This window comes from Pseudomonas sp. GW821-FHT09D08 (assembly GCF_059416305.1).
In genome coordinates, this window is record NZ_JBWKOX010000004.1 from 387,240 (window position 1) to 410,589 (window position 23,350).

Annotated in this window: 20 protein-coding genes; 10 read left to right on the plus strand and 10 right to left on the minus strand. The window is 61.7% G+C overall.

Annotation, left to right across the window (positions count from 1 at the left end):
• The first annotated feature begins 5 nt into the window (after positions 1 to 5).
• The gene (locus AC07OP_RS10785; protein WP_495100853.1) at positions 6 to 2,507 is read left to right on the plus strand and encodes a fimbria/pilus outer membrane usher protein; all 2,502 of its coding nucleotides are present in this window, start codon (positions 6 to 8) and stop codon (positions 2,505 to 2,507) included.
• A complete protein-coding gene (locus AC07OP_RS10790; protein WP_495100854.1) occupies positions 2,497 to 3,033 on the plus strand; it encodes a DUF1120 domain-containing protein in 537 nt (178 codons plus the stop codon). Before AC07OP_RS10785 ends, AC07OP_RS10790 begins: the two co-directional genes overlap by 11 nt.
• Here the strand turns inward: AC07OP_RS10790 and AC07OP_RS10795 are convergent.
• From AC07OP_RS10795 to AC07OP_RS10810, 4 genes are read right to left on the minus strand one after another with little or no spacing between them, the layout of a single operon-like run.
• Entirely contained in the window at positions 3,005 to 3,742 is a 738-nt protein-coding gene (locus tag AC07OP_RS10795) for an amino acid ABC transporter ATP-binding protein (RefSeq protein WP_065938032.1), read from the minus strand. The two genes, AC07OP_RS10790 and AC07OP_RS10795, sit on opposite strands and share 29 nt — an antisense overlap.
• A complete protein-coding gene (locus AC07OP_RS10800; RefSeq protein WP_027608359.1) occupies positions 3,729 to 4,379 on the minus strand; it encodes an amino acid ABC transporter permease in 651 nt (216 codons plus the stop codon). Before AC07OP_RS10800 ends, AC07OP_RS10795 begins: the two co-directional genes overlap by 14 nt.
• Positions 4,376 to 5,044, minus strand: a complete 669-nt coding sequence (locus AC07OP_RS10805) for an amino acid ABC transporter permease (protein WP_017736949.1) — start codon at positions 5,042 to 5,044, stop codon at positions 4,376 to 4,378. Before AC07OP_RS10805 ends, AC07OP_RS10800 begins: the two co-directional genes overlap by 4 nt.
• A 14-nt stretch (positions 5,045 to 5,058) precedes the next feature.
• On the minus strand, positions 5,059 to 5,844 hold the full coding sequence (locus AC07OP_RS10810) for a transporter substrate-binding domain-containing protein (RefSeq protein ID WP_092355803.1): 786 nt from the start codon (positions 5,842 to 5,844) through the stop codon (positions 5,059 to 5,061).
• 255 nt (positions 5,845 to 6,099) lie between these two features.
• Between AC07OP_RS10810 and AC07OP_RS10815 the strand changes: the two genes are divergently transcribed.
• From AC07OP_RS10815 to AC07OP_RS10835, 5 genes are all read left to right on the plus strand, one after another.
• Positions 6,100 to 6,795 (plus strand): FadR/GntR family transcriptional regulator, encoded by a 696-nt coding sequence (locus AC07OP_RS10815; RefSeq protein WP_065938034.1) that lies wholly within the window; start codon positions 6,100 to 6,102, stop codon positions 6,793 to 6,795.
• Between the two features lie 121 nt (positions 6,796 to 6,916).
• Entirely contained in the window at positions 6,917 to 7,246 is a 330-nt protein-coding gene (trxA, locus tag AC07OP_RS10820) for a thioredoxin TrxA (protein ID WP_015886460.1), read from the plus strand.
• Between the two features lie 234 nt (positions 7,247 to 7,480).
• A complete protein-coding gene (rho, locus tag AC07OP_RS10825) occupies positions 7,481 to 8,740 on the plus strand; it encodes a transcription termination factor Rho (protein ID WP_003176825.1) in 1,260 nt (419 codons plus the stop codon).
• Between the two features lie 157 nt (positions 8,741 to 8,897).
• Entirely contained in the window at positions 8,898 to 10,364 is a 1,467-nt protein-coding gene (gene ubiD, locus AC07OP_RS10830) for a 4-hydroxy-3-polyprenylbenzoate decarboxylase (protein WP_003176824.1), read from the plus strand.
• Positions 10,364 to 11,332 (plus strand): CDP-6-deoxy-delta-3,4-glucoseen reductase, encoded by a 969-nt coding sequence (locus AC07OP_RS10835; protein WP_115485521.1) that lies wholly within the window; start codon positions 10,364 to 10,366, stop codon positions 11,330 to 11,332. The genes ubiD and AC07OP_RS10835 overlap by 1 nt, the downstream gene beginning before the upstream one ends.
• A gap of 34 nt (positions 11,333 to 11,366) precedes the next feature.
• Here the strand turns inward: AC07OP_RS10835 and AC07OP_RS10840 are convergent, their stop codons facing one another.
• Positions 11,367 to 11,849, minus strand: a complete 483-nt coding sequence (locus AC07OP_RS10840) for a sn-glycerol-3-phosphate transporter (RefSeq protein WP_495100855.1) — start codon at positions 11,847 to 11,849, stop codon at positions 11,367 to 11,369.
• A 329-nt stretch (positions 11,850 to 12,178) separates the two neighbouring features.
• Here AC07OP_RS10840 and AC07OP_RS10845 point away from each other — a divergent pair, with 329 nt between their 5' ends.
• On the plus strand, positions 12,179 to 14,566 hold the full coding sequence (locus tag AC07OP_RS10845; RefSeq protein ID WP_495100856.1) for a TonB-dependent receptor plug domain-containing protein: 2,388 nt from the start codon (positions 12,179 to 12,181) through the stop codon (positions 14,564 to 14,566).
• Positions 14,567 to 14,593: 27 nt separating this feature from the next.
• Positions 14,594 to 15,247 (plus strand): gamma-glutamylcyclotransferase, encoded by a 654-nt coding sequence (locus AC07OP_RS10850; RefSeq protein WP_065926652.1) that lies wholly within the window; start codon positions 14,594 to 14,596, stop codon positions 15,245 to 15,247.
• On the opposite strand, the gene glpT is transcribed toward AC07OP_RS10850, so the two are convergent.
• Positions 15,244 to 16,581, minus strand: coding sequence for a glycerol-3-phosphate transporter (glpT, locus tag AC07OP_RS10855; protein WP_141156271.1), 1,338 nt, complete (start codon positions 16,579 to 16,581; stop codon positions 15,244 to 15,246). The genes AC07OP_RS10850 and glpT overlap by 4 nt on opposite strands.
• Before the next feature lie 292 nt (positions 16,582 to 16,873).
• Positions 16,874 to 17,851, minus strand: a complete 978-nt coding sequence (locus AC07OP_RS10860) for an NADPH:quinone oxidoreductase family protein (protein WP_495100857.1) — start codon at positions 17,849 to 17,851, stop codon at positions 16,874 to 16,876.
• A gap of 150 nt (positions 17,852 to 18,001) precedes the next feature.
• Between AC07OP_RS10860 and AC07OP_RS10865 the strand changes: the two genes are divergently transcribed.
• Positions 18,002 to 18,409, plus strand: a complete 408-nt coding sequence (locus AC07OP_RS10865) for a flagellar basal body-associated protein FliL (protein WP_115485524.1) — start codon at positions 18,002 to 18,004, stop codon at positions 18,407 to 18,409.
• Positions 18,410 to 18,426: 17 nt separating this feature from the next.
• Here AC07OP_RS10865 and AC07OP_RS10870 read toward each other — a convergent pair whose 3' ends face one another.
• Genes AC07OP_RS10870 through AC07OP_RS10880 form a run of 3 tightly spaced genes read right to left on the minus strand, consistent with a single transcriptional unit; the run spans position 18,427 to position 23,224 of the window.
• Entirely contained in the window at positions 18,427 to 19,545 is a 1,119-nt protein-coding gene (locus tag AC07OP_RS10870; RefSeq protein ID WP_027608370.1) for an ABC transporter permease, read from the minus strand.
• Complete coding sequence (gene rbbA, locus AC07OP_RS10875; RefSeq protein ID WP_495100858.1) at positions 19,545 to 22,262, minus strand: ribosome-associated ATPase/putative transporter RbbA; 2,718 nt, start codon at positions 22,260 to 22,262, stop codon at positions 19,545 to 19,547. Before rbbA ends, AC07OP_RS10870 begins: the two co-directional genes overlap by 1 nt.
• The gene (locus tag AC07OP_RS10880; protein WP_027608372.1) at positions 22,259 to 23,224 is read right to left on the minus strand and encodes an HlyD family secretion protein; all 966 of its coding nucleotides are present in this window, start codon (positions 23,222 to 23,224) and stop codon (positions 22,259 to 22,261) included. Before AC07OP_RS10880 ends, rbbA begins: the two co-directional genes overlap by 4 nt.
• Between the last annotated feature and the right edge of the window lie 126 nt (positions 23,225 to 23,350).

Sequence of the window (23,350 nt, forward strand, 5' to 3'; positions counted from 1 at the left end):
GACCCATGGCCAACCTGTCGAATAACAAACGAGTGGCCCCTTTGTGGCCGTGTCGGCCCACTCTGCTGATGGGGGTGGCGACACTGTGGGGCTTGCCTTGCCTGGCCCCCGCGATTGAGCTGGGGGAGGGTTTCGACCTGGCGGCCCTGACTACCCACGGCATTGATCCGAAGGTCTCCGATTACTTTCGCAGTGCGGCGCGCTTTCGCGAAGGTGTCCATGTGGTGGGGTTGCGGGTCAATGGCAACCCGCTCGGGTTGGTCGATGCCCGGTTCGACTCACAAGGGCAGCTGTGTTTCACCCCGGGGCTGCTTGATAAAGCCGGATTGGTGAAGCCCGAAGGCATTATCCGCAAGGGGGCTACTGCAGACCAGGCCTGCCATGACTTCCTGGGGGCTTTCCCGGCCACGATGGTGCGGCTGCGCCCAGGCAATGACGAAGTGGCGCTGGTAGTGCCGACCGGATCACTGCGTGAACCGCAGTGGGAGGCTGGCCAGTTTGCCCGGGGCGGGGCGGCGGCGTTGTTCAACTATGACGTGCAGGGATTCGACAGTTATTCGAACAGTGGAAGCAATCGTTTTGTTTCGGCTTACACCGAGGCTGGGTTCAACCTGGGCGATTGGATTGTCCGCAGTCGCCAGTTTTATGTGTCCGACAACGGCGTGACCCGCAACGAGCATCTTTATGCTTATGCGCAGCGGGATATTGCCGCGTTGCAATCGACCTTTCAGGTAGGCCAGCTCTCCAGCAACAACCCACTGTTTGGCGGTGTTCAGCTGTCCGGTGTGCAGTTTTTTCCTGACGGTCAGTCGCGCACGCCGGCGGGCAGTAACAATGCTGTGGTGGAGGGGCTGGCGCAGAGTCAGTCGCGGATTGAAGTCCGTCAATCGGGAGTGTTGATCCACAGCACACTGGTGCCCGAGGGACCGTTCCGGCTGACGGGCCTGCCATTGCTCAACGGCACCAGCGACCTGGAGGTCAGCGTCATCGATGTGCGAGGTGCCAAGCGCAGCTTCGTGGTACCTGCGGCTTCATTTGCCGGGAGCGCGCCGGCGGAGCCTGGCTACTATTTCTCCCTGGGCAAGGTGCGTAGAAATGCGCATGAGGAAGGCCCGAGTCCGGTCGTTGCCATGGGCAGCGGCACCTGGGGCTTGGGACGAGACTCCTCGGCGGGCTTCGGCTTGTTGAGCGCCGATGAGTATGGGGCGGCAGGAGGCACCCTGGGCAGCGTGTTTTTCCAACGGGTGTCTGTTGGCGCACGTCACAACGTGTCCCGGGACAGCCGTAATGCGGTGTCCGGATCACGCAGCAGCGTGTCCGCAAGCAGCCCGGTGTACGCCAATATCGATCTTAACCTCAGTGCCACTACGCAAAGCCGTGGTTATCGCGAGGTCCTTGAAGCGGGCCGATCGGCCAGGGCCGACGAGTTGGACGCACGCTTCAAGAGGCAGTACACGGCGGGTGTGAGCTGGGTCGACAACACGCTGGGTGCATTTTCCGTGGGTTATACCCGCAGTTCCCAGTTTGATGGGCAATCGGCCGACCATGTGTTTGCGGCATGGAACAAGTCGTTCCGCTATGCGGACGTCGCATTGGTCGCTGACTCTCAGGTAGGCGGTACTTCGGCACGCCGCGATGCCCTGCGTGAGGGCCATCGGCGCGATACGGTCGAGGACAGTGATCTTTCCGTGCGGCTGCAGGTCAGCGTACCCCTGGGCAGCGACCGGCGGGTGAACAGCTATGTCAGCCGGCGTGGCAATCAGTCCCGAGCCGGTACGGCGCTCAGTGAGCGAGTCAATGAATATGTGAATTACGAGGTCGGTGTCGAGCGCGACCTCAGCGTCCGGGAACAAGCGATACGCGGCCAGGTGGACCTGATGCCACGTTACACCCGCGTGGGCCTGGGGGTCAGTCGCGACCCATCGGGCACCAGTTACACGGGGCAACTGCAAGGTGGTGTTGTGGCCCACGCGGGCGGCGTGACTTTCTCGCCGTACGCCATCCAGGACACCTATGGCATCGCATCGGTAGGGGATATCGGCTCTGCCAAACTCGACACGCCCTACGGTCCGGTGTGGACCGACTTCAGCGGGCAGGCCGTGATCCCAGGCTTGCCCGCCTACACGAACAGCCGCATCGAAGTGCAGACCCAGTCCTTGCCCAAGCGCGTTGACCTGAAGAACGGCACCCGGGTGCTTGCCCCAGGGCGGGGGTCTGTCAATACCGTCGCATTCGATGTGGTGACAGTGCGTCGTGTGTTAGTCACGGCCACTGATCAACAAGGGCGAACACTGCCTCAGGGCGCTTCGGTGTTCGACAAAAACAATCGCTTCCTGACCAGTGTGGTGGGTGACGGCATGATCTTTCTGAACGACTTCAATGACTCGCAACACCTGCGCGTTGCATTGCCTGACTCTTCTTCTTGCCTGCTCAACCTTGCTCCCGAGACCAAGGTCGACCATGACAAGTTCTATGAGACAACATCGGCGGTGTGCCATGGTCGTTAAGCTGAAAATCGCGGGTTTTTTCGCATTGCTCTGCACGCTGTCGATGGCCGGTGGAGTCCGCGCCGAAAACTGCCAACTGTCCGTCAGCCAGCCGTATATCGACTATGGCGTCATTCGCCGGGAGGCGCTTGTCGAGAGCCGTTCAATCGCGCTGGGTACGCGCAGGGTGCACCTGAGCGTACTGTGCGCAGAGCCGGCAGCCATCGCATTGCGATTTACCGGCGTGGCCGACGGGCAAGGTTATCGGTTTGGGCGTCATGGGCGGTTCAGCCTGACTCTCAAGCACGCCCAGGTGGATGGGCGTGCCGTCGAATGGGCGCAGGCCCACCTTCCGGGTAAGGCCTTCGACGGGCAGTTGTTGCCGGGCCAGGTCCTGGTCGCTCGGGCGGTGGGAAAGCGATTGACTGCCCAGGTTGAAGTCGACACCGACCTGCCCGCCAACGCCCTGCAAGTCACCAATCAAGTGGTGCTGGAGGGGCGTGGCAGTTTCGAACTGGTCAGTCCGGCTGTTCCACCGAGCCGATGAAGTTGGCGAACTCAGGGGTTTGCGGGTTGGCGAACAGTACCTTGGGATCGCCGACTTCGTGCACCTTGCCTTGGTGCATAAACACCAGCTTGTCGCCGACTTCCCGGGCGAAGCGCATTTCGTGCGTCACCATGATCAAGGTCATGCCGTCCTTGGCCAGTTGGCGCACCACGCTGAGTACTTCATTGACCAGCTCCGGGTCCAGGGCTGAGGTGATTTCATCGCACAGCAGCACCTTGGGCGACATGGCCAGTGCGCGGGCGATGGCAACGCGTTGCTGCTGGCCGCCGGACAGGCGATCGGGGAACGCGTCGAATTTCTCGCCCAGGCCCACGCGTTCCAGCATTTGCCTGGCCAATTGGGCGGCCTTGGCCTTGGGCACTTTCTGCACCACTTGCGGTGCAAGCATGACGTTCTCACCCACTGTAAGGTGCGGGAACAGGTTGAACTGTTGGAACACCATGCCGACTTTCTGCCGCAGGCTGCGCAGGTCGGCCCGGGCGGCGTCGAGGTATTCGCCATCCACCTCGATCACGCCGTCGTTGATCGATTCCAGGCCGTTGAGGGTGCGCAGCAAGGTGGACTTGCCCGAGCCGCTGCGGCCGATGATTGCCACGACCTGGCCTTCTTCAACGGTCAGGTCGATGCCCTTGAGGACGTGGTGATCGCCGTAATACTTATGCAGGGCGGAAATTCTAAGCAGAGGCATGCAGTCTCCTTTCCAGGTAGCGCGCACTGAGGGACAAGGGGTAGCAGAGCAGGAAGTAACCGAGGGCCACCAGGCCGTAGACCATGAAGGGCTCGAAGGTGGCGTTGGCGAGCATGCCGCCGGTCTTGGTCAGTTCGGTAAAGCCGATAATTGAAGTGACGGCGGTGCCTTTGACCACTTGCACCGAGAACCCAACGGTGGGCGCCACGGCAATGCGCAGGGCTTGTGGCAGGATCACGTAGCGCAGTTGTTCAAGCGGGTTCAGCGCCAGGCTGGCCGATGCTTCCCACTGGCCATGGGCGATGGAGTCGACGCAGCCGCGCCAGATTTCGGCGAGGTAGGCGCTGGTAAACAACGTCAAGGCAATCGCCGCTGCCAGCCAGGGTGAAATATCCACCCCCAGCAGGGCGATGCCGAAGAACACCAGGAACAGCTGCATCAGCAGCGGCGTGCCCTGGAACAGCTCGATATAGGTACGCGCAAGATTGCGCGCGAATGCCTTGCGGCTGATGCGCAGGGTCATCACCAGCAAGCCGATCAGGCCGCCGCCGATAAACGCCACGAGCGACAGCAACAGCGTCCACTGCAGGCCCGTAAGCAGGTTGCGCACGATGTCCCAGAAGGAAAAATCACTCATCGGCTGTTCCTCATCACAAAGCGGCGGCCGATCCAGTTGAGCAACTGGCGAATCATCAACGCCATGCACAGGTACACCAGGGTGGTCAGGGCATAGGTTTCGAACGCGCGGAAATTGCGTGACTGGATAAAGTTGGCGGCAAAGCTCAGCTCCTCGGTGGCGATCTGCGAACACACCGCCGAACCGAGCATCACGATGATGATCTGGCTGCTCAAGGCAGGCCACACCTTGCCCAGCGCCGGCAGCAGCACCACATGGCGAAACGCTTCGAAACGCGTCATCGCCAGCGCGGCGGCGGCTTCCAGTTGCCCGCGCGGGATGGCCTGGATGCCGGCGCGGATGATCTCCGTGGAGTAGGCCCCCAGGTTGATCACCATCGCCAATACGGCTGCTTGCCACTCGGTGATTTTCAATCCCAGGGAGGGCAGGCCGAAGAAGATGAAGAACAACTGCACCAGGAACGGCGTGTTGCGGATCAACTCGACATACACACCGAAGAACCAGGCAAAGGGCTGGATCTTCCACGCCCGCACCACGGCGCCGACAGTGCCCAGGGCGACGCCCAGGATTGCGCCGATGGCCGTCAGCTCAAGGGTGAACAGCGCGCCGCGCAACAGCAGATCGGTATTGGCCAGCACCGGCACAAAGTCGAATTGATAGGCCATCAATCAGCTCCGCTTCAGAGATCAGCAGGCAATGGCTCTTTGAGCCACTGCATCGCGTTCTTTTCCAGGCTGCCATCGGCCTTGGCCGCGACCAGGATCTGGTTGACCTTCTCCAGAAGCGCCGGCTCGTTCTTGTTCACGCCCACGTACACCGGCGAGTCCTTGAGCTTCACTTTCAGCGCCGGCACGCGTTTCGGGCTGCGCTCGCTGATCGCCACCATGACCACGTTGCCGCTGGCGATCAGGTCGACCTGGCCGGCCAGGTAGGCCGCGATGGTGGAGTTGTTGTCTTCGAAGCGCTTGATGATGGCTTCCTTCGGTGCTACGGCGGTCAGCTCGATGTCTTCGATGGCGCCACGGGTCACGCTGATGGTCTTGCCCTTGAGGTCGTCGGTGCTGCTGATGGCGGCATCAGGCGGGCCGAACACGGCCAGGTAGAACGGTGCGTAGGCCTTGGAGAAGTCGATGACCTTTTCGCGCTCGGGGTTCTTGCCCAGGCTGGAGATCACCAGGTCGACCTTGCCTGTGGTGAGAAACGGGATGCGGTTGGTGCTGTTGACGGGGGTCAGCTCCAGCTTGACCTTGAGTTGGTCGGCCAGCAGTTTGGCGGTGTCGATGTCCAGGCCGCGGGGCTTCATGTCGGGGCCGACCGAGCCGAACGGTGGGAAGTCCTGGGGCACGGCGACCTTGAGGGTGCCACGGGCGACGATATCGTCCAGACCGTTGGCCTGGGCGGGTGCCTGGCTCAGCATCAGGCTGGCAAACAGGGCAGTGAGCAGGGCGCTGTAGCGCTTGGTCATGGCAACTCTCCGAGAAGGGCGAAGGAATTTTCTGGATTTGCTCAGTGCACAGCCCATGCCAGTACTGCGCGGATCGTCTGCGAGGCGCGAGTTTGTTGAGATGCCGTGGTCTTACTGGTCTGAACAGTTGTGCGGGTTTTCGCACCCTTTTCGAGCGTCGGTAAAACTGCGCGAGCCCCTTTGGGGCATGGCTTGCCGTGGCTCCTGAATAGCTTTACAACTAGCCGCTCTGTTGACGCAAACCTTGAGTTTTTTATGAATTCCATCGCCCAAGCCGTACCGGAAGCGGCCCTGCAGGCCATCCGCAAACTGATCAAGGAGCAAGGCTTCGGGCCGGGCGATGCACTGCCGTCCCAGCGCGACCTGGCGGTGCAATTGGGCGTCAGCCGGGCGTCGCTGCGCGAGGCGCTGTCGTCCTTGAGCGCCTTGGGTGTGGTCAGTGTGCAGCCGGGCAAAGGTGTGTTCGTGCAGGCGGTGGAGGATGCGCCGGGCTTTGTCTGGCCTTTTGCGGCCCAGGCCACGCCGCTCGATATCTTCCAGTTGCGCTATGCGCTGGAGGGGTTTGCGGCGGGTTTGGCGGCGGTCACGCTGACGATCGATGAGCTGGACAGCCTGGAAGACAACGTCGAGGCCATGCGCAAGGTGCTCAAGGCCGGCGACTTCGAAGCGGCCGCACGGCTGGACTTCGAATTCCACCAGCGCATCCTGCTGGCCAGCGGCAACCAGGCGATGGTGAGCATCCTGAGTGCCCGTGCCGAGGTGTTTCTGGAAAGCCAGAAACTACCGTTCATCCGCCCGGAGCGGGCCATGGAAACCTGGCAGGAACATCGCAAGATCCTGCGTGCCCTGGCCCGGCGGGCCAGTGCGTCGGCGCAGAAAACCATGCAGGAGCACGTACGCAATGCGGCGTTGCGCACGGGGATTGCCTTCGTGACTCCTGTTGCGCCCTGAGTTGGGCTATATCCAAACTCATGCACCATCATAGGAAGACTCAATCAGAGGCGGCTTCCTGAACGGGGGAAGGGCGGCTATGATGGGCAACGTTTTTTTTGCTTACAATCCGGAGACATCCATGAGCAACGATCTTATCAAGCACGTCACCGACGCGACCTTTGAGGCCGAAGTACTCAAGGCTGCTGGCCCGGTGCTGGTTGACTACTGGGCTGAATGGTGCGGCCCTTGCAAAATGATCGCTCCGGTCCTGGACGACATTGCAACCACCTACGAAGGCAAGCTGACCATTGCCAAGCTGAACATCGACGACAACCAGGAAACCCCGGCCAAGCATGGCGTGCGCGGTATTCCTACGCTGATGCTGTTCAAGAACGGCAACGTCGAAGCCACCAAGGTGGGCGCGCTGTCGAAGTCCCAGCTGCAAGCTTTCCTCGACGCCAACATCTAAGCGTCGTCAAAAAGCCCCGCAAATAGCGGGGCTTTTTCGTGAAACAGGGCTAGACGCTCCGAAACTCAGGTGGTACATTCGGCCCCGCACTGGTTTCTCCACTGCCCCCTGCAAGCCGTCGCCGACGCATTCCTTTTCGATTAGTACGCGATCCTGTCGCCTTCTCCGCGGCGCGGCCTCATTAAGCCAAAAGCTTAATTTCCCCCCCTCCATAAATGATTACGTCATTCCTATATGAATCTGACTGAACTCAAGCAAAAGCCGATTACCGACCTGCTCCAACTGGCCGAAGAAATGGGCATAGAAAATATGGCCCGTTCGCGCAAGCAGGACGTGATTTTCTCCCTGCTGAAAAAGCACGCGAAAAGCGGCGAGGAAATCTCCGGTGATGGCGTGCTGGAGATTCTCCAGGACGGCTTCGGCTTCCTCCGCTCTGCAGACGCCTCCTATCTCGCCGGCCCAGACGACATCTATGTCTCGCCGAGCCAGATCCGTCGCTTCAACTTGCGCACCGGTGACACCATCGTTGGCAAGATCCGCCCACCGAAGGAAGGCGAGCGTTACTTCGCCCTGCTCAAGGTCGACACGATCAACTTCGATCGTCCCGAGAACGCGAAAAACAAGATTCTCTTCGAGAACCTGACGCCGCTGTTCCCGACCGTGCGCATGAAGATGGAAGCCGGTAACGGTTCCACCGAAGACCTGACCGGTCGCGTGATCGACCTGTGCGCCCCGATCGGCAAAGGCCAGCGTGGCCTGATCGTCGCACCGCCGAAAGCCGGTAAGACCATCATGCTGCAGAACATTGCAGCGAACATCGCACGTAACAATCCTGAAGTTCACCTGATCGTATTGCTGATCGATGAGCGTCCGGAAGAGGTCACCGAAATGCAGCGCACCGTGCGCGGCGAAGTGGTTGCCTCGACGTTCGATGAGCCGCCGACCCGCCACGTGCAGGTTGCCGAAATGGTGATCGAGAAGGCCAAGCGCCTGGTCGAACACAAGAAGGACGTGGTGATCCTGCTCGACTCCATCACCCGTCTGGCCCGTGCCTACAACACCGTGATCCCGAGCTCCGGCAAGGTCCTCACCGGTGGTGTCGATGCCCACGCCCTGGAGAAACCGAAGCGTTTCTTCGGCGCCGCGCGGAACATCGAAGAAGGCGGCTCGCTGACCATTATCGCCACCGCACTGGTTGAAACCGGTTCGAAGATGGACGAAGTGATCTATGAAGAGTTCAAGGGTACCGGCAACATGGAACTGCCCCTGGACCGTCGCATCGCGGAAAAACGCGTGTTCCCGGCGATCAACATCAACCGCTCCGGCACCCGCCGCGAAGAGTTGCTGACCGCCGACGACGAACTGCAGCGCATGTGGATCCTGCGCAAGCTGCTGCACCCGATGGACGAAGTAGCGGCCATCGAGTTCCTGATCGACAAGCTGAAAACCACCAAGACCAACGACGAGTTCTTCCTGTCGATGAAACGTAAGTAATCACGACGTTTCAGGTCCGAAAAAATGGCGCCCCCAGGGGCGCCATTTTTTTTGTGTCGGTTTTTCGGTCCCTGCAACGGCCAAATGCACCTCGATAAGCTGCCAGCAGCCCTCAGAGCAGGTAGGATGTACGCCTATTTTACGGGTGGCATGGTTAATGAAATTCAAGGATCTTCGGGATTTCGTGCAGCAACTTGAGCAGCGCGGAGAGTTGAAACGTATCCAGATGCCGATTTCACCGGTGCTGGAAATGACTGAGATTTGCGACCGCACCTTGCGTAACAAGGGCCCGGCGCTGCTGTTCGAGAACCCGACCGGTTTTGACATACCGGTGCTCGGCAACCTGTTCGGTACTCCCGAGCGCGTGGCCTTTGGCATGGGCGCCGAGTCGGTCAGCGAGTTGCGCGAGATCGGCAAGCTGCTGGCGTTCCTCAAGGAACCCGAGCCGCCCAAGGGCTTGAAGGATGCCTGGTCGAAGCTGCCGATCTTCCGCAAGATCATTGCCATGGCACCCAAGGTGGTCAAGGACGCGGTATGCCAGGAAGTGGTCATCGAAGGCGATGACGTCGATCTGGCCATGCTGCCGGTGCAAACCTGCTGGCCCGGCGATGTCGGCCCGCTGATCACCTGGGGCCTGACCGTCACCAAGGGCCCGAACAAGGACCGCCAGAACCTGGGTATCTATCGCCAGCAAGTGATCGGCCGCAACAAGGTGATCATGCGTTGGCTGAGCCACCGTGGCGGTGCCTTGGACTTCCGTGAATGGTGCGAGAAGCACCCCGGCAAGCCGTTCCCGGTGTCCGTGGCCCTGGGCGCCGACCCGGCGACCATCCTCGGCGCCGTGACCCCGGTGCCCGACAGCCTGTCCGAATACGCCTTCGCCGGCCTGTTGCGTGGCAACCGCACCGAGCTGGTGAAGTGCCGTGGCAACGACCTGCAAGTGCCGGCCACCGCCGAAATCATCCTGGAAGGCGTGATTCACCCCGGCGAGATGGCCGATGAAGGCCCTTACGGCGACCACACCGGCTATTACAACGAAGTCGACAGCTTTCCGGTGTTCACCGTGGAGCGCATCACCCATCGGATCAAACCGATCTACCACAGCACCTACACCGGCCGTCCGCCAGATGAGCCGGCGATTCTGGGTGTGGCGCTGAACGAAGTGTTCGTGCCGATCCTGCAAAAGCAATTTCCGGAAATCACCGACTTCTACCTGCCGCCGGAAGGCTGCTCGTATCGCATGGCCATCGTGACCATGAAGAAGTCGTATCCTGGCCATGCCAAGCGGGTCATGCTGGGTGTGTGGTCGTTTTTGCGACAGTTCATGTACACCAAGTTCGTTATCGTCACCGACGACGACATCAATGCCCGGGACTGGAACGATGTGATCTGGGCCATCACCACGCGCATGGACCCCAAGCGCGACACGGTGATGATCGACAACACGCCGATCGACTACCTCGACTTCGCGTCGCCGGTGTCGGGGCTGGGCTCGAAGATGGGCCTGGACGCTACCCACAAATGGCCGGGTGAAACGACCCGCGAGTGGGGCCGGGTGATCGTCAAGGATGAGGCCGTCACGGCACGTGTCGATGCGATTTGGAAAGAATTGGGAATAGATTGATGCGTGTAACCCTGCAACCTTCCGGCGCCGTGCTGGAGCTGGTCCCCGGCGAGCGAATCCTCGAAGGCGCGCGCCGCCTGGGCTACGAATGCCCCCAGGCGTGTCGCAATGGCGTGTGCCACGTGTGCGCCGCACTGCTGGTGGAAGGCCGGGTGCAGCAAGCCGGTGAAGTGCGCGACCATGGTGAGTTCTACACCTGTATCGCCGAGCCGCTGGAAGATTGCATTGTGTTGTGGGATGGCGTGCTGGCGCCGGGAGAGTTGCCGTTGCGCAAGGTGTCGTGCCAATTGAGTGAGTGCGTGGAAGTGGGCGGCGATGTGTGGCGCGTGCGCCTGCGGGCCCCGGCCGGCAAGGCGGTGCGTTACCACGCCGGGCAATACCTGATGATCGAGCGGGAGAATGGCGAGAAGTCGGCATTTTCCCTGGCGTCGGCGCCCCACGCCGGTCGCGAGCTGGAACTGCATGTACTGGCCCGCGAGGACAGCGCGCGCAACTTGCTGGAGCAATTGCAGCGCAACCAGATGGCGCGCATCGAGCTGCCCTTTGGCGACACCCACCTGGCCGAGCTGCCGGACGGGCCATTGGTGCTGATCGCCGCCGGTACCGGCATGGCGCAGATGCACAGCCTGATCGAGCATTGCCGCGCGTCCGGCTTCAAGCACCCGGTGCACCTGTACTGGGGCGTGCGTCGCCCGGAAGATTTCTACGAGATCGAGCACTGGGACCAATGGTTGCAACTGCCCAACCTGTTCCTGCACAAGGTGGTCAGCGACCTGTGTGGCTGGGAAGGGCGCTGCGGCCTGCTGCATGAAGCGGTGTGCGAAGACATTGCCGACCTCAAGGCGGTGCATGTCTACGCCAGCGGTTCACCGGCGATGATCTACGGCACGCTGGATGCTCTGGTCGATGCCGGCATGGATGCGCACCAGATGCGCGCCGACGTATTCGCCTACGCCCCGCGGCCCTGACGCAACCGAACGGTGGAACGGGGCTTGCGCCCGCTCAGAAACGTACTCCGGTCGTCACCATCGCCGCATTGAACCCCAGCAGCACCAGTTCCGCCGCCACCGGCCCGTAATGGGTGCCTACCGACGGGATGATCACCGGCGCCACACCGAAACGGTTCAGGGGGATCTTGTCGCGGTATTTGCCGCGATAGCCCTGGATCGCCCCGCCTGTGACCTTCAGGTACACCGCAGAGTCGGCCATGTCATAGCGCTTGCCTGCGTAGACGTAGTAGGAGCGCTGGCTGAACGAGTTGCGAAACGTCGCCCCGCCATACACAAAGCCTGATGCCTCATTGCGCTCCAGGCCGATCAGGTCCTGGTTGTTGTTGTGGTCTTTGTCCGGCGCGAAGTGCCGGGTATAGACGCTGGTCTGCGCGTACCAGAAGCCTTTGTCATCCTCGGCAGGCGGTGTTTCGCCAGCCAGTGCGGTGGTGGCCTGGGCCAGGAACAGCAGGCCAGGCAGTCGAAATTTCTTCATGGGTGCGACCTCGATAGGCGGTTTGATGGGCGGCTAGGTGGGTCGTGATGTGCGCGCCAGTTTGACGGTTTGGCGTGCTCCCAGGCTGAACCGGGCCTGAAAGTAGCGGGATTGCCCTGTGCAATCCTGACGAAAGGGGCATCGGGCTTATGCATTCGCTTATGCTTTAAAGGTATTTAATTTGTTACATAAATATCTTTAAGCTATATCTCAACGGACTACCGATTTTCTTCCAATAACCATTAACTGACCGCCACCGCCCGCCAGCCGGATCGATCTTGCGAACTCAGAACACTGACGTTCTGATTCTTGATTCAAAGGGGAGCGGTATGGGGAGCTACACGCAACACGCGCTGTACACAGCGATTTTGTCGGCCAATTTGCTGGCCGCTGTGGGCTTCAATCCTGTCCTGGCGGCCGAAGCGCCCGCCACCGATGCACCCAAACTCGACACCGTGATCGTCACCGGCACCCGCGCCCAGGAGCGTACCGCCAGTGCTTCGCTGTCTCCGATCGATGTGATTTCCGGCGATAGCCTGCGCAGCACGGGCTCTGATGAGTTGGGGGCGGTGCTGGCGCGCCTGATTCCGTCGATCAACTTCCCGCGCCCAAGCCTGGTGGATGGCGCCGAGCTGGTGCGCCCCGCGCAGTTGCGCGGCCTGTCACCCGATCAGGTGCTGGTGCTGGTCAACGGCAAGCGCCGCCACACCAGTGCCTTCGTCAACCTGGGCGGCGCGGTGGGCCGTGGGTCGGCACCGGCGGACCTGAACGCGATCCCGCTGTCGGCGGTGGACCATATCGAAGTGCTGCGTGACGGTGCTTCCGCCCGCTACGGCTCGGATGCGATTGCCGGGGTGATCAACGTGATCCTCAAGCACGCCGACCATGGCGGTTCGATCTCCACCAAATTCGGCGAATACAAGAAGGGCGATGGTATCCAGCGCAATGTCAGCGGCAATACCGGCCTGGCACTGGGCGACAACGGTTTTATCAACCTGTCGGCCGAGGGGGCCGATAACGATTACACCAACCGTGCCGGTAAAGACTTCCGGCCTGGCAGCGTTGGCTCTACCACTTACGGCCAGCAGGTGTTCCGCCAGGGTGAGCCGGCCACCAATGAAGGCAAGTTCCAGTTCAACTCCGAATACGCCTTCAACGATGCGGCTGAGCTCTACACCTTCGGCGGCTACAGCAAGCGGCGCGGCGAGACGGCGGCGTTCTACCGGGCGAGCAATGCGTCCAACAACATCCCGGCGCTCAACCCCAACGGTTACCTGCCTCTGATCAAGGGCAACCTTGAAGACACCTCGTTGGTGGTGGGCTTGCGCGGTTTGCTGGCCTACGACTGGCATTACGACCTGTCGGCCAACTATGGCAAGAACCAGTACGCACTCAGCACCGAAACCATCAACACCTCCCTGGGCCTGGCCACGCCGCGCAAATTCGACAATGGCACCCTGAGCAACGACCAGAAGCAAGTCAGCCTGGACCTGTCCCGCGAGTTCGACGTGGGCTGGCTGCCTTACCCGGTGTCCGTGGCGTTTGGCGGTGAATACCTGCACCAGGGTTATGAAATCGAGGCGGGCGAGCCGGCCTCCTACTTCCAGACCGGCAGTTCCGGACTGGGTGGTTTCCGTGATGCCGACGCGGGCACCAGCACGCGCCACAACTGGGCCCAGTACCTGGACCTGGAAACCAACTTCACCGAAAAACTCAGTGCTTCGGCGGCGGTGCGCCACGAGGACTACAGCGATTTTGGCTCGAATGTCAGTGGCTCGCTGTCGGCCCGTTATGACTTCACCCCGCAGGTGGCCGTGCGCGGCAGTGTTTCCAACGGTTTCCGCGCGCCATCCCTGGCCCAGCAGAACTTCGCCTACACCTCATCGCAGCTGATCGGCAGCACCATCCAGGAAGCCGGTACGTTCCCGGCCAACAGCCAGGTGGCGCGTTTGCTCGGCGCCGAAGACCTCAAGGCCGAGAAGTCGCGCAACTACAGCCTTGGGCTGGTGCTGGAGCCGGCCGATGACCTGACGGTGACGGTGGATGTGTACCGCATCGACATCCGTGACCGTATCAGCCTGTCGTCCAACCTCGGCATAAACGCGGCGACGCGCGCCTATTTGCAGGCCAACGGTGTTGGCAATATCGACTACACCACCGCCCGCTACTTCACCAACGCCACCGACACCAGCACCGACGGCGTCGACCTGGTCGCCAACTATCGTTACCAGTTCGACAGCGGCATCCGCTGGAACAGCACCGTGGGCTACAACTACAACCACACCAAGGTGACGGACGTGAAGGCCAACCCGGCCATCCTCGACAGCCTGGGCGCGAACCTGGTGCGCGTGGACCGCCGCGAACGCATCGGTTTGCTGGGGGATACCACGCCGCAGCACAAGCTGAGCCTGGGTAACGACTTCACTTACGGTCATTGGGCGCTGCATAGCAACTTGGTGCGCTATGGTGAATTCACCAGCTACCAGGCAGACAAGGTCAACGACCAGACCTTCAAGGCCGCCTGGGTGCTGGACCTGTCGGCGGACTACAGGCTGAAGAACTGGACCTTCACCCTGGGCGGCGACAACGTCACCGATAAATACCCGGAGAAGGTCAACGCCTTCGCCAGCAGTGGGGGCAACCTGGCCTATAGCACTTTTTCGCCGTACGGTTACAGCGGCGCGTTTTATTACGGTAAAGTTGCTTACAACTGGTAACACACAGGAGGCGCACCGCTTTTCGCCATGACCGCCATTGAATCCGATCTTTTGCAATTGGCTTACCCTCCGCGGCTCGATCTGGGGCCGCAACTCACTCACGAACAGTTAATGAGCTCGATGCAGGCCACCATGGGCCGGCACAAGGGTGGGCCGGTCTGGCTATTTGCATATGGTTCGCTGATCTGGCGCCCGGAATGTTCGTCGACTGAGCGGGTGCGGGCACGGGTCCACGGTTATCACCGGGGTTTGTACCTGTGGTCCCACGAGCATCGGGGCACGCCGGAGTTGCCGGGCCTGGTCTTTGGCCTGGATCGCGGAGGCTCGTGCAGCGGCTTTGCCTACCGCTTGCCGGAAGATCAACTGGAGGCTTCGCTTTACGCCTTGTGGCAGCGCGAGATGCCTTACCCGTCCTACCGGCCGCACTGGCTCAGTTGCCGCCTTGAAGATGGCAGCCAGGTGCAGGCGTTGGGGTTTGTGTTGGAACGGCACTTGCCCAGCTACGCCGGCAACCTGCCCGATATCGTGCTGAACCACGTGCTGCAAAGCGCTTGCGGGCGTTACGGCACTACTCGCGATTACGTCGAGCAGACCGTCAACGCCCTGCGTAGCCACGCCATGCCAGACAAGAATCTGGAGGCGCGGCTCAAGCGTTGTGCCAAGGATTGCTCAGGCGATTAACGCGCCGAGCTGACGCTGTTGGTGTGCCACAGCGTTGGGATCAGGAAAGCGATGGCCAGCAGGCACGCGCCGATCAGCAGCACGAAACCGCCGTCCCAGCCAAAATGGTCCACGGTGTAGCCCATGGCCGCACTGGCTGCCACCGAACCGCCCAGGTAGCCGAACAGACCGGTGAAGCCCGCAGCCGTACCGGCGGCTTTCTTCGGTGCCAGTTCCAGCGCCTGCAGGCCGATCAGCATCACCGGGCCGTAGATCAAAAAGCCGATCGAGATCAGCGCGATCATATCGACCATCGGGTTGCCCGGCGGGTTGAGCCAGTACACCAGGGTCGCCACGGTCACCAGGGCCATGAACACGATGCCGGTCAGGCCACGGTTGCCACGGAAGATCTTGTCCGACATCCAGCCGCACAGCAGCGTGCCCGGAATACCTGCCCACTCGTAGAAGAAGTACGCCCAGGACGATTTATCCACCGTGAAGTGCTTGGCTTCCTTGAGGTAGGTCGGTGCCCAGTCCAGTACGCCGTAGCGCAGCAGGTAGACGAACACGTTGGCGAAGGCGATGTACCAGAGCATTTTGTTGCGCAGCACGTACTTGACGAAGATTTCCTTGGCGCTGAATTCGTCTTCGTGGCTGGCGTCGTAGCCTTCCGGGTAGTCGTTCTTGTACTGCTCGATTGGCGGCAGGCCCACCGATTGCGGGGTGTCGCGCATGGTGATGAAGGCAAACGCCGCCACCGCCAAGGCCACCGTGGCCGGTACATAGAACGCCGCATGCCAGTCGTTGAACCAGGCCATGCCCAGCAGGAACAGCGGGCCGATCAGGCCGCCGCCGACGTTGTGCGCCACGTTCCACACCGACACCACGCCGCCGCGTTCTTTCTGCGACCACCAGTGCACCATGGTCCGGCCACTGGGCGGCCAGCCCATGCCCTGGGCCCAGCCGTTGATGAACAGCAAAATGAACATCATGGTCACGCTGGACGTCGCCCAAGGCGCGAAACCGAAAATGAACATCACCCCGGCTGAAACCAGCAGGCCGAAGGGCAGGAAGTAACGCGGGTTGGAGCGGTCGGACACCAGGCCCATGAGGAACTTGGACAGGCCATAGGCGATCGCGATGGCCGACATCGCCAGGCCCAGCTCACCCCGGGTGTAACCCTCGTCGATCAGGTAGGGCATGGCCAGGGAGAAGTTTTTGCGCAGCAGGTAATACCCTGCATAACCGAAGAAAATACCGGCGAAGATCTGCCAGCGCAGCCGTCGGTAGGTACTGTCGATTTTTTCTTCAGGCAGAGACGCCTGGTGTGCGGCAGGACGAAAGAAAGCAAACATTCAAGAGCTCCAAATTTCTTGTTTTGACTGCGGATGCGAATGTTACAGTTTCGTTACCGAAAATAGCATTGCCTCTTATGCGCAAACACAGGAAATGAGAGCAATTGCATGTTCTCTTATGAACATGTCGCTAATAGATAAATGGTGGTCGCTCAGCGTTTATCAGACCAATGGAGAACAAATGTGGGAGGGGGCTTGCCCCCGATAGCGGTAGGTCAGTCAGCTTATCTGTAGCTGACCCACTGCCATCGGGGGCAAGCCCCCTCCCACATTTGATTGCATTTCAGGTCGGTCAGCGGGTTCGAACGACCACCTTGCCCACCGCCTTGCGTTGGCCCAGGTCATTAATCGCCTGGGCAGCCTGCTCCAGCGGATACACCTGCGACACCAACGGCTTGAGCTTGCCCTCACCGTACCAAGTGAACAGTTGCTGGAAGTTCGCCGCATTGTCCTGGGGCTGGCGCTGGGCAAACGAACCCCAGAACACCCCGACCACCGCCGCACCCTTGAGCAGTGCCAGGTTCACCGGCAGCTCCGGGATGCGCCCGCTGGCAAAACCCACCACCAGCAGGCGGCCGTTCCAGGCAATCGCGCGGATGGCCTGGTCAAACAGGTCGCCTCCCACCGGGTCGTAGATCACATCGGCGCCGTTACCGTCGGTCAGGCGCTTGATTTCATCCTTGAGGCTGGCTTCGCTGTAGTTGATCAGTTCATCGGCGCCGGCGGCCTTGGCCACGGCGAGTTTGTCGGCACTGCTCGCGGCGGCGATCACCCGCGCCCCCATGGCCTTGCCGATTTCCACGGCGGCCAGGCCCACGCCGCCGGAAGCGCCGAGCACCAGCAGGGTTTCGCCGGGTTGCAGGTTGGCGCGTTGTTTCAGCGCGTGCATGGAGGTGCCGTAGGTCATGCTGAAGGCGGCGGCGGTGTTGAAATCCATGGTCGGCGGGATTGGCAACACGTTGTAGCCCGGCACCGCGACCTGTTCGGCGAAGCTGCCCCAGCCAGTGAGTGCCATGACCCGGTCACCGACTTTCAGGTGGCTGACCTTTTCCCCCACTTCGCTGACCACCCCCGATGCCTCGCCACCCGGCGAGAACGGGAAGGGCGGCTTGAACTGGTATTTGCCCTCGATGATCAGGGTGTCGGGGAAGTTGACCCCGGCGGCATGCACGTCCAGCAGGATTTCGTTCTTCTTGATCGTGGGGCTTGCGACGTCTTCCAGCACCAGGGTTTCGGCGGGGCCGAAGGCTTTGCACAGCACAGCTTTCATCGGGCTATTCCTTTTGGTGTCGTGGCCGATAAGTGTAGGAGGGTAGGCCTGCGGGTCAACGAGCATGCTCGGCCCTGATAAGTCGCCATAAGCTTGTGCTCTGCCTTGCTAGCGTTATGCTACCCGGCAACCGAATGTGAGGAATGAACTGTGAAAGCGTGGATCCTATTGATGCTGGCCCTGACCTTGCCGATGGCAGCCCAGGCCGAAGAAGCCAAAGAAGGCGAGGCGCCGAAGGTCAGTTACATCAGCCTGAGCCCACCGTTCGTGGGTAACTACGGCCTGGATGGCACAGCCAAGCTCAAAGTGTTCAAGGCCGACATCGCCCTGCGCGTGACCGGCGAAGAAGCCGCCAAAGCGGTCAAGGCCAACGACGCATTGATTCGTAACCAGTTGGTCGCGTTGTTCACCCAGCAGACCAACGAGACCATGAGCACGGTCGACGGCAAGGAAAAGCTGCGCCAGGAAGCCCTCAAGCAAACCCAGCAAGTAATGAGCGACGAGACGGGCAAGCCCATGGTGGAAGACCTGCTGTTCAATAACCTGATCATTCAGTAATCAGCCTGGCTTGCGGTTCAGGAAGCCAGGCTCTTCCTGAACCGCGCCAACGCCACCGCAAAAAACAACAGCCCGATCCCCGCCAGCGCCAGCAAGTCCGGCCACACCACACTCACCCCCGCATCGCGAAACAAAATCGCTGCGCTCAGGCTCACAAAGTGCGTCGACGGCGAGCCCTGCATCACCCACTGCAACCACTCGGGCATGCTGTCCAGCGGCGTGCTGCCGCCTGACAACAGCAGCATCGGGATAATCACCGGGATCGCCAGCAAGCCGAACTGCGGCGTGGAGCGGGCGAGGGTGGCGAGGAAGATCCCCAGTGCCGTACTGGCAAACAGATACAGGGCGGTTACAAACAGGAACAACCCCAGCGACCCGGCCAGCGGCACGCCGAGCAGCCCTTTGACCACCACCTCCAGCGATAGCCAGGTGCACAGCACCACCACCAGCATATTGCTCCAGATTTTCGCCAGCATGATTTCCAGTGCGGTCAGCGGCAGTACCAGCAGGTGGTCGAGGGTGCCGTGCTCGCGCTCACGCAGCAATGCGGTGCCGGTGAGCACGATGGCCAGGATGGTGATGTTGTTGACGATCTGGATCACGGCCAGGAACCAGCCGCCCTCCAGGTTGGTGTTGAACAGTGCTCGGGTCGTGAGCAGCGCGGGCGCCTGGCGGGTGGCGTCGGTTTGCCCGCTGTAGCTGAGCAATTCGCGCTGGAAGATCCGCCCGATATAGCCCGCGCCCATGAACGCCTGGCTCATCGCCGTGGCGTCGACGTTCACCTGCACGCCAGGCTGGCGACCGGCCAACAGGTCGGCCTGAAAGTTGGCCGGTACGTTGATCACGAAGGTGTACTGGCCGCTGTCCATCACCTTGTCCAGCTGGTCATAGGCCAACGGTGCCGGTGGTTGGAATTCGGGCGGTTGCAGCGCCTCGGCCATCTGCCGGGAGAGCGCGCTGTGGTCTTCATCGACAAACGCCACGCTGGCGTTGTGCACGCCGATCACCGAGCCGGCGGCGGGCATGTAGATGGCGACGGTGAAGGCGTAGAACAGAAACAGCAGCAAGACGCTGTCGTGACGCAGGCTGGTGAGTTCCTTGATGCCCAGCCGGAAGATGTGTGCGAGCTTGTGCATCAGGCCTCCTGCTTCTTGAGCATGACCAGGCTCAACCCGGTGAACCCGATAAAGAAGCCGAACAGCGCCAGGCATTGCGGCCACAACTGGCGCAGATCCAGGGCCTTGGTGAAGGTGCCCACGGCAATATCCAAAAAGTGCCCGGCCGGAAACAGTGCGCCCATCAAGGCGGCGGCGCCCTCCAGGGACGAGCGCGGCACGATCAGCCCGGAAAACTGGATGGTTGGCAGGCTGGTGATGATCATGGTGCCGAGGATCGCCGCGATCTGGGTGCGGGTGAACGCGGAAATCAGCAGGCCCATGCTGGTGGTGGCCAGCACATACAGCAGCCCGCCAAACGCCAGCGTCAGGCCGCTGCCCTTGAACGGCACGCCGAACAGCCAGCGATTCATCGCCACCAGCAGCGCCAGGTTGACCAGGCTCACGGCCAGGTAAGGCGCCTGTTTGCCCAACAGGAACTCCAGGCGCGTCAGGGGTGTGGCGTAGAAGTTGGTGATTGAACCCAGTTCTTTCTCGCGCACGATGCCCAGGGCGGTGAGCATCGCCGGGATAAACGCCAGGATCAGTGCCATCACGCCGGGGCCGATGGCATTCACGCTGACCACGTCCTGGTTATAGCGAAAACGGGTTTCCAGTTTGGCGGCTGCCTGGGTGCTGCGCGGCAGGCTGCTCAGTTCGGCCAGTTGCTGCAGGTTGCCTTGGTGCACCGCCTCCACATAGTTGCGGCTGGTTTCCGCACGAAACGGCATGCCGCCATCGAGCCACGCGGCCACGGTGGGTTGGCGCCCGGCATAGAGATCGCGACCAAAGCCGGGCGGGATCTCCAGGGCCAGTTTGATTTCCGAGCGTTGCAGGCGTCGGTGTAATTCGGGGGCGTTTTGGATCGGCGCCTGCTCGGCGAAGTAGCGCGAGCTGCGGAAGGCTTCCAGATAGGCGCGGCTTTGCGGCGTCTGGTCCTGGTCGTAGACGGCGAAGGCGAGGTTTTCCACGTCCAGGGAAATGCCGTAGCCGAAGATCACCATCATGAACATCGCACCGAGCAGGGCGAAGGCCATGCGCACTTTGTCGCGCAGCAATTCCTTGCCTTCGCGGCTGGCCACGGCCAGCAGGCGAGACAGGCTGAAACCACGCTTGCTGATGGGCGGCGCATGGGTTTCGCTGACGGTTTTGGCCGACGTGGCGGGTTCGGCATCGCCTTGGGCTTGCTCAAGGCAGGTGACGAACGCGGCTTCCAGGGTGTCGCCGTTGAATTGCCTTTGCAGTGCGTCCGGTGTATCGCAGGCCAGTACCTTGCCGGCATGCATCAAGGAGATGCGGTCGCAGCGCTGGGCTTCATTCATGAAGTGGGTAGACAGGAAGATCGTCACCCCTTGCTCGCGGGACAACTCGATCAACAGCCGCCAGAAATCATCCCGGGCTGCCGGGTCGACGCCCGAGGTGGGCTCATCGAGGATCAATACTTCCGGGCGATGCAGCACCGCCACGGCCAATGACAAGCGTTGGCGCAGGCCGAGGGGCAGTTCCCCGGACGGCTGCTCGGCCACTTCACCGAGGTCGAAGCGCTGGATCAGCTCATCGATGCGCGGGCCGCTGTCGGCCTTGGGCAAATCGAACAGTTGCGCATGCAGCACCAGGTTCTGGCGCACGCTGAGTTCGCCATACAGCGAGAAGCTTTGCGACATGAACCCTACGCGCTTGCGGGTGGCCAGGTCCTTGGCGTTCACCGGGTTGCCCAGCAGCGTGGCGCTGCCTTCGGTGGCGGGCATCAGCCCGGTGAGGACTTTCATCGTGGTGGTCTTGCCACAGCCGTTGGAGCCGAGGAAGCCGAAGATCTCGCCACGGCCGATGGCAAAGCTGACCTTGTTCACCGCCGTGAAGTCGCCGAAGCGCAGGGTCAGGTCGTGGGCTTCGATGGCGATATCGGTGTTGGCGTTTTCCCTTGGCGGGATCACCAGTGGTTGGTTGCCGTGGGCGCTGTCGCCCTGGAAGTGGGTGAAGGCCTCATCCAGTTTGCCGCTGGGGGTCGCTGCCGCCAGTTCGCTGCTGAGCCCGTCGGCGATCAGCTTGCCACGGTCGAGCATCAGGCAGTGTTCGAACTGTTCGGCTTCTTCCATGTAGGCGGTGGCCACCAGCAGCGTCAGTTGCGGGCGCTCGCTGCGTACGGTCTCGACCAGTTCCCAGAAGCGCCGCCGCGACAGTGGGTCGACGCCGGTGGTGGGTTCGTCGAGGATCAACAGGTCCGGGTCGTGGATCAGCGCGCAGCACAGGCCGAGCTTCTGCTTCATGCCACCGGAGAGCTTGCCGGCCGGGCGCTCGGCAAAGCGTGCAAGGTCGGTGGCCAACAGCAGGTTGTGCATGCGCTGGTCGCAGTCGGCGTTGGACAGGCCGAACAGCGTGGCGAAGAAGCGGATGTTTTCGCTGATGGACAGTTCGGGGTACAGGTTGCCGCCCAGGCCCTGGGGCATGAAGGCGATGCGCGGGTACAGGCTGTTGCGGTGGCGGCGGTCCTGGATGGAGCCGCCGAGCACCTCCAGTTGGCCGTCCTGGAGCTTTTTAACCCCGGCGATCAACCCCAACAGGCTCGACTTGCCTGCACCATCCGGGCCGATCAGTCCGCAGCGCGTGCCGGTGGGCAGGCTGAAGGCGATGTCGATCAAGGCCTGCTGCTTGCCGTAACGGTGGTTGATGGCGGTGGCGTGCAGCGCCAGGCCGGTCATTGCAGGTTGGCCGGCCAGTCGATGTCAGCCATGCGCACGTAGCCGGCGCCGGGCATGCCCGGTTTGGCCTGGGGCACGGCGCTGGGTTGGGTCAGGCGCAGCTTGACGCGAAACACCAGTTTCTGGCGTTCATCGCGGGTTTCCACTTCCTTGGGGGTGAACTGCGACTTGGCGGCAACAAAACTGATTTTCGCCGGCAGCGGTTGCTGGGGCAGGGCATCGAGCAGGATGCGTGCGTCACTGCCCACCGTCAGGCGCCCGGTGACGGAGGCGGGCAGGTAGAGGTTCATGTACTGATCCTCGGGGTCGATCAACAACAGCACGCGTCCGCCGGCACCGAGGACCTCGCCGGGCTCGGCCAGGCGCAGTTGGATAATGCCGTCGATGGGCGCGCGCAGGCTGCTGTCATCGATTTCGCTGGTCAACTGGGCGACCTGGGCCTGGGCGGCACCGATGGCGGCCTTGACCGAATTGACCTGGGCTTGCGCGGCGATCACGGCAGCGTTGCCGGTGTTCTGGCGGGCCTGCTGCTGGTCGATCAACTGGCTGCTGGCAAAGCCGCGCTTGTACAGTTCCTGGGTACGCTTGAGTTCCTGGTTGGCCAGCAGTTGCTCGCTTTGGCGCAGTTGCACATTGGCCTCGGCGGCGGCGAAGTTTTCCCTGGCGCGCAGCACTTCGGCTTCGGCCTGGGCGCGCTGGGCTTCCAGGGTGCGGGTGTCCATGCGCGCCAGCAACTGGCCCTTGAGCACCTTGTCACCTTCATCCACCCGCACCTCCGCCAGGCGACCGGGGATCTTGGCGGCGATCTGCACTTCGGTGGACTCCAGGCGGCCGTTGCCCATGCCCAAGCCTTCGGGCAGGCGATCCTGGGTGGACTTCCAGTAACCGAAGCCGCCGGCGGCGAGCAACAAGGCAATCAACAAAGCGGCAAACAAGTGGGAGGAGCGGGGCGTGATCGACATGGGTGCATCCTGCGGCGTTAGCGTCCTAGTTTGACCGAGGCAGCCCGAGGGGCGTTGATACCGGTCAAATGAAGCGCAAGCCTAACCCGGTTCAGGTGCAGATGCATGCGCCGGGAGCGTGACCGC